10 protein-coding genes are annotated in these 12,026 nt (G+C 67.3%); 7 read left to right on the top strand and 3 right to left on the bottom strand.

Annotated elements, in window-relative coordinates; translation table 11 throughout:
• Window positions 1–293: 293 nt before the first annotated feature.
• A complete protein-coding gene (locus AC5P9C_RS18785; protein WP_176422010.1) occupies window positions 294–1,421 on the top strand; it encodes a mechanosensitive ion channel family protein in 1,128 nt (375 codons plus the stop codon).
• Window positions 1,422–1,504: 83 nt separating this feature from the next.
• On the opposite strand, the gene AC5P9C_RS18780 is transcribed toward AC5P9C_RS18785, so the two are convergent.
• Genes AC5P9C_RS18780 through typA form a run of 3 tightly spaced genes read right to left on the bottom strand, consistent with a single transcriptional unit; the run spans window position 1,505 to window position 5,494 of the window.
• Complete coding sequence (locus AC5P9C_RS18780) at window positions 1,505–3,127, bottom strand: amidase (protein WP_150827591.1); 1,623 nt, start codon at window positions 3,125–3,127, stop codon at window positions 1,505–1,507.
• 41 nt (window positions 3,128–3,168) lie between these two features.
• Window positions 3,169–3,636, bottom strand: a complete 468-nt coding sequence (locus AC5P9C_RS18775; protein WP_049467554.1) for a DUF2127 domain-containing protein — start codon at window positions 3,634–3,636, stop codon at window positions 3,169–3,171.
• A gap of 10 nt (window positions 3,637–3,646) precedes the next feature.
• On the bottom strand, window positions 3,647–5,494 hold the full coding sequence (typA, locus tag AC5P9C_RS18770; RefSeq protein ID WP_049467556.1) for a translational GTPase TypA: 1,848 nt from the start codon (window positions 5,492–5,494) through the stop codon (window positions 3,647–3,649).
• Between the two features lie 272 nt (window positions 5,495–5,766).
• On the opposite strand from typA, the gene AC5P9C_RS18765 reads away from it, so the two are divergent.
• The 6 genes from AC5P9C_RS18765 (at window position 5,767) to AC5P9C_RS18740 (ending at window position 11,957) form a co-directional block, all read left to right on the top strand.
• Entirely contained in the window at window positions 5,767–6,258 is a 492-nt protein-coding gene (locus tag AC5P9C_RS18765; RefSeq protein WP_004153629.1) for a peptidylprolyl isomerase, read from the top strand.
• Window positions 6,259–6,376: 118 nt separating this feature from the next.
• Complete coding sequence (locus AC5P9C_RS18760; RefSeq protein ID WP_074725629.1) at window positions 6,377–7,363, top strand: malate dehydrogenase; 987 nt, start codon at window positions 6,377–6,379, stop codon at window positions 7,361–7,363.
• 160 nt (window positions 7,364–7,523) lie between these two features.
• Window positions 7,524–8,138, top strand: a complete 615-nt coding sequence (locus AC5P9C_RS18755; RefSeq protein ID WP_049467560.1) for an RluA family pseudouridine synthase — start codon at window positions 7,524–7,526, stop codon at window positions 8,136–8,138.
• Window positions 8,139–8,255: 117 nt separating this feature from the next.
• Window positions 8,256–10,136: a propionate--CoA ligase gene (prpE, locus tag AC5P9C_RS18750; protein ID WP_053462258.1), complete on the top strand. Its 1,881-nt coding sequence runs from the start codon at window positions 8,256–8,258 to the stop codon at window positions 10,134–10,136.
• A gap of 215 nt (window positions 10,137–10,351) precedes the next feature.
• A complete protein-coding gene (locus AC5P9C_RS18745; protein ID WP_313287768.1) occupies window positions 10,352–10,867 on the top strand; it encodes a hypothetical protein in 516 nt (171 codons plus the stop codon).
• Window positions 10,868–10,901: 34 nt separating this feature from the next.
• A complete protein-coding gene (locus AC5P9C_RS18740) occupies window positions 10,902–11,957 on the top strand; it encodes a suppressor of fused domain protein (protein WP_343541717.1) in 1,056 nt (351 codons plus the stop codon).
• Window positions 11,958–12,026 lie beyond the last annotated feature (69 nt).

Here is a 12,026-nt window from a genome sequence, read left to right as displayed (position 1 = left end):
GGGGTGGGTCCGGTTGCGGGAGTGTCCGCGGCATGGATGCCGCGGCCAAGCCCCCATGGATGGGTTTACGGCGTCTCCCGCAACCGGATCCACCCCGCCATCCCACAGGAAGCCAGCTTTTGCTTCTGCTGTTGCTGTTGCCGGCCAGCGGCCGGCACTGCCGCAGGTGCAGGGCTGCACGCCCTGCCGATCAACACCCTGCTTACGAACGACTGACACGGCGCTCATGCGCCATGCGCGACGCTGCCCGTTGGTGTGTTCACGCAGAGGTGGCAAGGGTGCATTGGGAGCGCATGCAGGCCTATGCATGGCCGTTGGGTCTGGCGGTGCTGGTGGGTGGCATCGGCGCCTGGCTGATCCTGTGGATCTATCATCGGCTGAAAGGGCGTGATCGGCGGCGCGCGCGCATCGGTCGCGTGCTTGGATTGCCGATGGCCACCGCATGGCCGCTGCTGCTGTTGATCCCTGCATTGCAGGCCACCCCGCTGCAGGATCCCGTTCTGGGCAACCTGCAACGGGTGCTGCATATCGCGCTGACCGCGTGCTTCATCTGGCTGCTGGTGCGGGCGGTGGCGGCGGGCGAACGGGCCATCCTGCGCAGCCATCCCATCGATGTCTCCGACAACCTGGAAGCGCGCCGCATCCAGACCCAGACCCGGGTACTCAGCCGCGTGCTGATGGGCGGCATCATCGTGCTGGGCGCATCGCTGGTGCTGCTGACGTTCCCGATGGTGCAGAAGATCGGCACCGCATTGCTGGCCTCGGCGGGGCTGATCGGGCTGGTTGCGGGCATCGCCGCCAAGCCGGTGTTCGGCAACCTGATCGCCGGCCTGCAGATCGCAGTGACGCAGCCGATCCGGCTGGATGACGTGGTGATCGTCGAGGGCGAGTGGGGCCGCATCGAGGAGATCGGCAGCAGCTATGTCGTGGTGCGCATCTGGGATGAGCGGCGGATGGTGGTGCCGCTGACCTGGTTCATCGAGAACCCGTTCCAGAACTGGACGCGGCGCAGCGCCGACCTGCTCGGCACCGCGTTCCTGTGGCTGGACTATCGTGCCCCGGTGGCAGCGATCCGTGCAGAGCTGGAGCGCATCTGCCGCGGTGAAGCGCTGTGGGACGGCCGGGTCTGCGTGACCCAGGTGACCGAGACCAGCGAGCGTGCGATCCAGGTCCGCCTGCTGGTCAGCGCGCGCAGCTCCGGCGATGCCTTCGACCTGCGCTGCCTGGTCCGCGAACGCATGCTCGATTTCCTCGCGCGCGAGCATCCGCAGTCGCTGCCGCAGGTGCGTGCGCGGCTGCAGCACGAGGACGAGCAGGACATGCCGCGGGCGCCACGCGCGCGTACCGCCGATGTGCGTTCGCCGGGTGCTGAAGATGGTGAGGCGGCGATCGTGCCGGTAGAGCTGGAGCCCGAACGGTAGCGCCGGTCGCTGGCCGGCGAGCGTGGTTCTGCCGGCCAGCGGCCGGCACTACCGGAAGCAGGATGTCGCGGCGTCACCGGAGCTCACGGCTCGCCGGCGTCGATCAGCGCATCGGTATCGAAGTGCGGAGGACGCCGCGCGCGGGTGCGCTGTTCGTAGGCGTAGGCCATTTCGATCAGCTTCGGCTCGCTCCAGGCCGTGCCCATGAACAGCAGGCCCACCGGCAGGCCGTTGATCTGGCCCATCGGCACGCTGAGGCTGGGATAGCCGGCCACGGCGGCGGCGCTGTAGCTTTCGCCGGGAAAGTCGTCGCCTTCGCTGCGGATCGGCCACGCCACGCCGGTGGTGGGTGCCACCAGCGCGTCCAGCCGGTGGGCGGCAAGGGCCGCATCGATGCCTTCGGGGCCGGCCAGCCGGCGGGCATCGCTGCGTGCGCGGATGTAGGCGGGGTCAGCCAGGCCAGCGGTAGCCTCGGCTTCCACCAGCAGTTCCTGGCCGAACAGGCCCAGTTCCTGCTTGCTGTGCGCCTGGTTGAAGGCGATCAGGTCGGCCACGCTGCGCACGGGGGCATGGTGGGCGCTGAAGTAGCGCTCCAGCCCGGCCTTGAACTCGTACAGCAGCAGCGTGCGCTCGGCCTCGGCCCAGGCGCCCTGGTTGGGCAGCGTCACCGGCACCACGACCGCACCCGCGCGGCGCAGCTCGGTGGTGGCCTGTTCGATCAGCGGTGGCATGCCGCGGTACGTCAGCAGCGGTGTCTGCAGCAGGCCGATGCGCTTGCCGCGCAGGCCCTGTGGATCCAGCCGCGCGGTGTAGTCGTAGACCGCGCGGCCGGGCATGGTCGCCGTGGCCGGGTCGGCATCATCGCGGCCGGCGATCGCGGTCAGCACAGCGGCGGCGTCGGCGACGCTGCGTGTCATCGGCCCGGCGGTGTCCTGGCTGAACGAAATCGGGATGATGCCGTCACGACTGACCAGGCCGACGGTCGGCTTGAGCCCGACGATGCCGTTGATCGCTGCCGGGCAGACGATACTGCCGTCGGTTTCGGTGCCGATCGCCACGCTGGCCAGGTTGGCCGCGACTGCCACCGCGCTGCCGCTGCTGGAGCCACAGGGCGAGTGGCTCAGGCGATAGGGGTTGCGGGTCTGGCCGCCGCGCGCGCTCCAGCCGGAAATCGAATCATTGCCGCGGAAATTGGCCCATTCGCTGAGATTGGTCTTGCCCAGCACCACCGCACCGGCGTCGCGCAGCCGCCGTACCAGGTACGCGTCGTCCGGGCGGAAGCCCTGCAGGGCCAGCGAGCCGGCGCTGGTGGCCATGGGCGCGGCGTTGATGTTGTCCTTCAGCAGCACCGGGATCCCGTGCAGCGGGCCGCGCAGGCGTCCCGCACGGCGCTCGCGGTCGCGTTCGGCGGCGTCCTTCAGGGCATCGGGGTTGAGCTCGATCACCGCGCGCAGGCGGGGTCCGGCGCGATCCAGGGAGGCGATCCGCTGCAGGTAGGCCTGGACCAGGGTGGCGCTGTCCAGCTCGCCGGCGGTCATCTGCGCCTGCAGGTCGGCGACATCGGTTTCAGCGTAGGGGAACGGCACGTTGCGGCTCGCGGGTTCGGCCGCATGCGCGCTGGACGCGGCCGGGCTGCAGCCAGCCGAAAGCAGCGCAGGCAGCGCGGCAAGCAGGCAGGTCAGCAGAGGCGGCAAGGACGGGCGCATGGGGCGGCTTGGTCGGCTCCAATCCCCAGTGTAGCCGGTGCTCAGCGGTGGCGCTTGCGCAGGTCGCGGGCGAGGACGTAGACCACGATCAGGTTGATCGCCAGGATCGTCCACGATGGCCAGCCGGGATGGCGGATGATCGCGAAGATGTCGAAAGGCAGGTACAGGGAGGCGGTCAGGCAGCCCAGCCAGGAGGCCCAGGCCTTGGCCCGCCACAGGCCCCAGGCTTCGACCAGGTGCAGCAGGCCGTAGCCGATCATCCCCGCCGCGGCCAGATGGACCGCGTCGGGGCTGATCATGTGCAGCAGCGAGGGCAGGGTGCCATGGTCCGGATCCAGGCTGAAACGCCGGATCAGGACCATGATGCCGTGCCGCAGCGGTTGCGGTCCGAGCACTTCCAGCCCGGTCGCGGCCAACAGCGCCAGCATCGCCTTGCTCGCTTCGAGCAGGGCGATGACGTGCAGACCCGGATGCCGGTGCGGATCCGGGTTGTAGCCGCTCGGGTTCACGGGTGCTGGCTCAGCCGCCGCGCGAAGCCTTCTTGCGGTCGCTTTCGGTCAGGAACTTCTTGCGCAGGCGGATCTCCTTCGGGGTGATCTCGACCAGCTCGTCGTCTTCGATGAAGTCCAGCGCCTGTTCCAGCGAGTACTTGATCGCCGGGGTCAGCTGGATCGCATCGTCCTTGCCCGAAGCGCGCATGTTGGTCAGCGGCTTGGTCTTGATCGCGTTGACGGTCAGGTCGTTGTCCTTGGAGTGGATGCCGACCAGCTGGCCTTCATACACGTTGTCGCCTTCGGCAGCGAAGAGCTTGCCGCGCTCCTGCAGCGGACCCAGCGAGTAGGCGGGGGTGACGCCCGGCGCATTGGCGATCATCACGCCGTTGATGCGCTTGGCGATCGCGCCCTGTTCCTTCGGACCGTAATGGTCGAACACGTGGAACAGCAGGCCCGAGCCCTGGGTCAGGGTCTTGAACTCGTTCTGGAAACCGATCAGGCCACGGGCCGGGATCTGGTACTCCAGGCGCACACGGCCCTTGCCGTCCGGCTCCATGTTCTTCAGCTGGCCCTTGCGGGTGCCGAGCTTTTCCATCACGCCGCCCTGGTGCACTTCCTCGATGTCGACCACCAGCTGCTCGATCGGCTCCATCATCTGGCCGTCGATTTCCTTGATGATCACTTCCGGGCGCGACACGGCCAGCTCATAACCTTCACGGCGCATGTTCTCGATCAGCACCGACAGGTGCAGTTCGCCGCGGCCGGAGACCAGGAACTTGTCGGCGTCTTCCAGCTGCTCCACCTTCAGGGCCACGTTGTGGACCTGTTCGCGGTCCAGGCGGTCCTTGATCTGGCGGCTGGTCAGGAACTTGCCACCGGACAGGTCCTTGTTGCCGGCGAACGGCGAGTTGTTGACCTGGAAGGTCATCGAGATGGTCGGCTCGTCGACGGTCAGCGCCGGCAGGGCTTCGGGGGTGTCCGGGTGGCACAGGGTGTCGGAGATGGTCAGCTCCGGAATGCCGGAGATGGCCACGATGTCACCGGCTTCGGCGGTGTCCTGCTCGATGCGCTCCAGTCCCAGGAAGCCCAGCACCTGGGCGACCTTGCCGTTGCGCTTCTTGCCTTCACGGTCGATGACGGCGACCTGCATGTTCTTCTTCAGGGTGCCGCGCTGGATGCGGCCGATGCCGATCACGCCCACGAAGTTGTTGTAGTCCAGCTGGCTGATGCGCATCTGGAACGGGCCTTCCGGGTCCACTTCCGGACGCGGGGCGTGCTGCATGATCGCTTCGTACAGCGGGGTCATGTCGCCGTCGCGCACGGTGTCTTCCAGGCCGGCGTAGCCGTTCAGGGCCGAGGCGTAGACGATCGGGAAGTCCAGCTGCTCATTGGTGGCGCCGAGCTTGTCGAACAGGTCGAAGACCTGGTCGATCACCCATTCCGGACGGGCGCCCGGACGGTCGATCTTGTTGACCACGACGATCGGCTTGAAGCCCATCGCGAAGGCCTTCTGGGTCACGAAGCGGGTCTGCGGCATCGGGCCGTCCATCGCATCGACCAGGATCAGCACGGTGTCGACCATCGACAGCACGCGCTCGACCTCACCGCCGAAGTCGGCGTGGCCGGGGGTATCGACGATGTTGATCCGGTTCTTGATGCCGGTCTTCTTGTCTTCCCAGGTGATGGCCGTGTTCTTGGCCAGGATGGTGATGCCGCGTTCCTTTTCCTGGTCGTTGCTGTCCATCACGCGCTCGGCGAGGACGGTACGCTCGGACAGGGTGCCGGACTGCTTCAGCAGCTGGTCGACCAGGGTGGTCTTGCCATGGTCGACGTGGGCGACGATGGCGATGTTGCGAAGATTTTCGATGGACATACGAAAGGGGGCCAGTCGGCGCCGGATTTGGAAAAAGAAGTCCAACATTATACGTCGAACTTGACGATTCGCGAAAAGGTGGATTTCACGCCGGTCCCGGGCGCCATTCAGGTGGCTGTCCAGCGCCCCGGCCGAGGCTGCCAGGACGGCGGGCGGCGCTGCCCGTCCGGTGGCTGAAGCCGGCGTCTCCACCGATGGTCGAAGCCGCCGCCGCCACGAGGCAGGTGTAAACTAGGGGGCTAGACGCATTCCCCTTTGCATCAAGGATCTTCATGTCCCTCATCGCCACTTTCGACACCACCCAGGGCCCGATCAAGGTCGAGCTGTTCGCCGACAAGGCGCCGCTGACCGTGGCCAACTTCGTGAACCTGGTCAAGCACGGCTTCTATGACGGCCTGATCTTCCACCGCGTGATCGCCGACTTCATGATCCAGGGCGGCTGCCCGCAGGGCCGTGGCACCGGCGGCCCGGGCTACAAGTTCGAAGACGAGAAGAATGGCGTGAAGCACGAGGTCGGCTCGCTGTCGATGGCCAACGCCGGCCCGAACACCAACGGCAGCCAGTTCTTCATCACCCACATCAAGACCGATTGGCTGGACGGCCGCCACACCGTCTTCGGCAAGGTCCTGGAAGGCCAGGCCATCGTCGATTCGGTCAAGCAGGGCGACGTGATCCATTCGATCACCCTGGAAGGCGACGTCGACGCCGTGCTGGCCGCCCAGGCCGAGCGCGTGGCGGAGTGGAACAAGCACCTCGCCGCCTGATCCCCCTTCGAAACGGCCACCCACGGGTGGCCGTTTCCCTGTTCCCCGCCGCCCGCCCGGCCTTCATGGCCACGCCCGCGGCGTCCCATCAAACGCTTGCAAGCAAGAGGAAACCCCCATGAAAGCACCCGTTCGTGTTGCCGTGACCGGCGCCGCCGGCCAGATCGGTTATGCCCTGCTGTTCCGCATCGCCTCCGGCGAAATGCTGGGCAAGGACCAGCCGGTCATCCTGCAGCTGCTGGAACTGCCGGTCGACAAGGCCCAGGCCGCCCTGAAGGGCGTGATGATGGAGCTGGAAGACTGCGCCTTCCCGCTGCTGGCCGGCATGATCGGCACCGACGACGCTGAAGTCGCGTTCAAGGACGCCGACATCGCCCTGCTGGTGGGTGCACGTCCGCGCGGCCCGGGCATGGAGCGCAAGGACCTGCTGCTGGAAAACGCCAAGATCTTCACCGCCCAGGGCGCGGCGCTGAACAAGGTCGCCAGCCGTGACGTGAAGGTGCTGGTGGTCGGCAACCCGGCCAACACCAACGCCTACATCGCGATGAAGTCGGCCCCGGACCTGAAGCCGGAAAACTTCACCGCCATGCTGCGCCTGGACCACAACCGCGCGCTGAGCCAGCTGTCGGCCAAGCTCGGCAAGCCGGTCGGTGGCATGGAGAAGCTGGTCGTGTGGGGCAACCACAGCCCGACCATGTACCCGGACTACCGTTTCGCCACCGCCGATGGTGTGTCGATCGCCGATGCGATCAACGACCAGGAGTGGAACGCCAACACCTTCATCCCGACCGTCGGCAAGCGCGGCGCGGCGATCATCGAAGCCCGCGGCTCGTCCTCGGCCGCTTCGGCCGCCAACGCTGCCATCGACCACGTGCGTGACTGGGTGCTGGGCAGCAACGGCAAGTGGGTCACCATGGGCGTGCCGTCCGACGGTTCCTACGGCATTCCGGAAGGCGTGATCTTCGGCTTCGCGGTCACCACCGAGAACGGCAAGTACACCCTGGTCAAGGATCTGCCGATCGACGACTTCAGCCAGAAGTACATCGACAAGACCCTGGCCGAGCTGGAAGAAGAGCGCGCCGGCGTCGCCCACTTGCTGGGCTGATGCAGGCGGTACCGGCTCCGGTCGGTACGTCTTCCATCGAGGTCGGTACCGACCGCTGGTCGGTACTTTTCCTTCAGGGTAGGTACCGACCGCTGGTCGGTACGCAGAGAACGGGGAAGCTTCGGCTTCCCCGTTTGCGTCTGGACGGATACGGAACGGCATGATCCACCTGCACTACATCGACGACGCACTGCTGGTGGCCGAGAAGCCGGCCGGCCTGCTGTCCGTGCCCGGCCGCAGTGCCGAGAACCAGGACTGCGTGGTTGCGCGCCTGCAGGCGCTGTACCCGGATGCACTGACCGTGCATCGCCTGGATCAGGTGACGTCCGGCCTGCTGCTGCACGCGCGCGGCAAGGCGATGCAGGCAGCACTGTCGATGCAGTTCGAGCAGCGCCAGGTCGGCAAGCGGTATGAAGCGGTGGTGCAGGGGCTGCTCGAGGGTGATGCCGGCGCAGTGGACCTGCCGTTGATCGTTGACTGGCCGAACCGGCCGAAGCAGAGGGTCGATCACGAATGCGGCAAGCCGGCGCTGACACGCTGGCGCGTACTGGATCGCGATGCTGGGGCGCAGCGCACCCGCGTGGCGCTGGAGCCGGTCACCGGCCGCAGCCATCAGCTGCGCCTGCACATGGCCAGCCTCGGCCATCCCATTGTCGGTGACGTGCTGTACGGCGCCGCCCCGGCGCAACGCGTGCACCTGCATGCGCGCAGCCTGCGGTTCATTCATCCGGTGACGGGCGAGGCGCTCGCGTTCGAGTCCGCGGCTCCGTTCTAGGGGTTCGGCAGGGTGCAGCCCTGCAGAACAAACCCCACCCCCTACCAAGGTAGGGCGGCCCGCGCGGCAGCGCCGGACTATCCTCGAACCCATGACTTTGTCTGGGAGGGCTGCGTCATGAACTACGAGGAAACCTACCGTCGCTCGATCGACGAGCCGGAGGCCTTCTGGGGCGAGGAAGCCAAGCGCATCCACTGGCACAAACCGCCGCAGCAGGTGCTCGACTACAGCAATCCGCCGTTCCGGCGCTGGTTCGTCGGCGGTGAAACCAATCTCTGCTACAACGCCGTCGACCGCCACCTGGCCGAGCGCGCCGACCAGCTCGCGCTGGTCGCCATTTCCACCGAAACCAACAGCACCCGCGAGATCACCTATCGCCAGCTGTATCGCGAAGTGAACGACTTCGCCGCCGTGCTCAAGCACCTCGGCGTCGGCCACGGCGACCGCGTGGTGATCTACATGCCGAACATGGCGGAAGCCGTGTTCGCAATGCTGGCCTGCGCGCGCATCGGCGCGGTGCATTCGGTGGTGTTCGGTGGCTTTGCCGCGCACAACCTGGCACTGCGCATCGACGACGCCAAGCCCAGGCTGCTGATCGCCGCCGACGCGGGCATGCGCGGTGGCAAGCTGATTCCGTACAAGCCGATGGTCGACGCCGCCTGCGCCGAAGCGGCGTCGCCTCCGCCACACGTGCTGATCGTCTCGCGTGGGCTGGATGCCGCCGAACCGCGCGTGCCGGGTCGCGACGTGGAGTACGCCGCGCTGCGCGCACAGGTGGGTGAAGTCGATGTGCCGGTGCAGTGGCTGGAAGCGAGCGAGCCGAGCTACCTGCTGTACACCTCCGGCACCACCGGCAAGCCTAAGGGCGTGCAGCGCGATGTCGGCGGCTACGCGGTGGCGATGGCGCAGTCGATGGAAACCGTATTCGACTGCAAGCCGGGGCAAGTGATGTTCTCCACATCCGATGTCGGCTGGGCGGTGGGTCATTCCTACAACGTGTACGGCCCGCTGATCGGCGGCTGCACGTCGCTGCTGTACGAAGGGTTGCCGACGAATCCGGACCCGGGCATCTGGTGGGCGCTGTGTGAGCAGTACAACGTGCGCACCATGTTCTCCTCGCCCACTGCCATCCGCGTGCTGAAGAAGCACGATGCGGACTTCATCCATCGCCACGACCTGCGCGCGCTGAAGTACCTGTTCCTGGCCGGCGAGCCGCTGGACGAACCGACCGCGCACTGGATCAGCGAAGCGCTCGGCAAGCCGATCATCGACAACTACTGGCAGACCGAGACCGGCTGGCCGGCGCTGACCCTGCTGCCGGGCCTGGAGATGAAGCCGGTGCGCTTCGGTTCGCCGGGCTTCCCCAACCTCGGCTACCGGATGAAGGTGATCGACGAGAACACCGGCGAGGAAGTCGCAGCGGGGCAGAAGGGGGTGCTGGTGGTGTCGCCGCCGTTGCCGCCGGGCTGCATGAGCACGGTGTGGAACGACGACAACCGTTTCCTGCAGAGCTACTTCAGCCACTTCAAGGAACTGTTGTACAGCTCGCTGGACTGGGCGATCCGCGACGACGATGGCTACACCTTCATCCTCGGCCGTACCGACGATGTGATCAATGTGGCCGGACACCGGCTGGGCACGCGTGAGATCGAGGAGGCCATTTCGAGCCACCCGCGGGTGGCCGAGGCGGCGGTGATCGGGGTCAAGGACGAACTGAAGGGGCAGGTGCCGCTGGTGTTCGTTACCCTCAAGCAGGGCCTGGATGGCGAGGATCCGGCGCCGGTGGTGGCCGAGATGATGGCCACGGTGACCACCTCGCTCGGCGCAGTGGCGCGCCCGGCGCACGTGCACGTGGTCAACGCGCTGCCCAAGACCCGTTCGGGCAAGCTGCTGCGGCGCTCGTTGCAGGCGCTGGCCGAGCAGCGCGACCCGGGCGACCTGTCGACGCTGGACGATCCCGGCGCGCTGGAAGAGATCCGGCGGGCGCTGGGCCGCTGATCCGGTAGTGCCGGCCCCTGGCCGGCACCCCCATCAATCCCGAGGTTGCCGGCCAGCGGCCGGCACTCCCCTCTGCACTTGCGCTAAGCTCGGCCTGTCATCGACCTGCAATACGCGGCGCGCGCCGGGGAAGGCGCGTGCCGTCGGGGGATGGCACACAGGGGGGCGTGCCCGCGAAGGCCCGCCGGCATGGCGCATCGAGGGAGGGGGAGGCAATGGCATTGCTGCACGCCAAGACGGCTGCTGGCCGTCAGGAAATCGAAGACCGTGGCCGGCGCCTGCCGGCGGGGCTGCGCTCGATCCTGCTGATGGTCGATGGCCGTCGCGACGACACTGAACTGCGCGGCCTGTTGGAAGGCCTGCGCGCGCCTGCCGATGCGCTGGAGCAACTGGCCGCGCAGGGACTGATCGAAGTGATCGGTGGAAGCGCAGACGTGGCGCCCGCACGTGGCCTCAGCACCGGTCGCGAACACGACCCGGCGCTGTACCAGCAGCTGTACGACGCAATGAGCGAGGCGGTGCGGCGTCATCTGGGCCTCAAGGGGTATTTCATGCAGTTGAAGATCGAACGCTGCACCGATGCACTGGCACTGGAACGCCTGTGCCCGGAACTGCTGGCGGCGGTCGCCAAGGCGCGCAGCCCGGCGCTGGCCCAGCGCTGGTGGCAGGAAACCCGGCTGGCCCTGCTGGACACCGGCAGCGAGGTCGTGCAGGCCCGAGCCAACGCGTAAAGTGATCGGTTCACTTCCCCACAAGGAGTCCCGCGTGCAGGACGACCACGACGACACCGACACCCCTGGCTGGGACGCGATCAATGCGGCACTGGCACCGCTGTACGCGGGCCAGGAACCCCGCCACTACGGCACGGCATTGCCGTACACGCTGGGGGGCCAGGATCCACTGGATGGCATCAGCGTGTACTGGGCGGACGCGCCGCTGCCGCATTGGCACTACATCACCTATGGCTTCTCCGAGCTGTATGCCAAGGAGAGCCGCGATGCCGCCGCCAGCGGCTATGGCTTCGAGCTGACCTTCCGCCTCGCGGCCGAAGCCGGCGAGGACGCCGGCAGCCCGCCACCGGTGTGGCCGATGAACCTGCTGCAGAACCTGGCGCGCTATGTGTTCGGCAGTGGCAACGTGTTCGAGGATGGTCACCACCTCAATGCCAACGGCCCGATCGCGCTGGAGACCGACACGCGGCTGTGCCATCTGGCGTTCATTGCCGACCCGCAGTTGCTGGCACGCGACACCGCCAATGGCCACCTGCAGTTCCTGCAGCTGGTGGGATTGACCGATGAGGAAATGGAGGCAGTCAAGCGCTGGTCCACGCGCGGCGTGCTGCAGGCGCTGCAGCCGGCAATGCCGCTGTGGGTCAGCGACCTGCACCGCGGCAACCTGCTGGAGGACCCTGCGCTGGCGGCAGAGGTGCGGGCCGGCAGCGAGCGCGAAGGCTCCAGCACCGGCATGTTGTTCATCGAGACACTGGACTGGCGCCAGGAGGCGGGCATGACCACGCTGGTGCTTGGCGCCGGCCAGGTGGCGAGCGTGTGCGAACTGCTGCCGCTGCGCCTGCGCCACGGCAGATCGCTGGAACTGGTCAGCCGCGAGCGGCAGTGGGAGTTCATCGCGGACGGGGGCGGTGAAGTGGCGGACGTATCCGCCGACAGCGCGCGCTGGTCACTGGACGAGGCGGGCCTGCAGGCCCTGGCAGGGGTGCGCGCCGAGCGCGGGGTCTACCCGCTGGCAGTAAGGTTGCGTATCGAGGTGGTGCCGACCTACCTGCGCGATGCCAAGGGGGAAGTGATCCGCCAGATCGGCTGATCGCGCCAATGAAATCGAGGGGGGGGGGGGCGGAGCCGCCTGGTAGCCGATGGGGTCAGATCCGTTCGC

It is taken from the genome of Stenotrophomonas sp. YJH_SMC_10 (assembly GCF_059371555.1).
The sequence above is the reverse complement of the archived record's forward strand: the minus strand, read 5'-3'. Positions and strand labels throughout refer to the sequence as shown.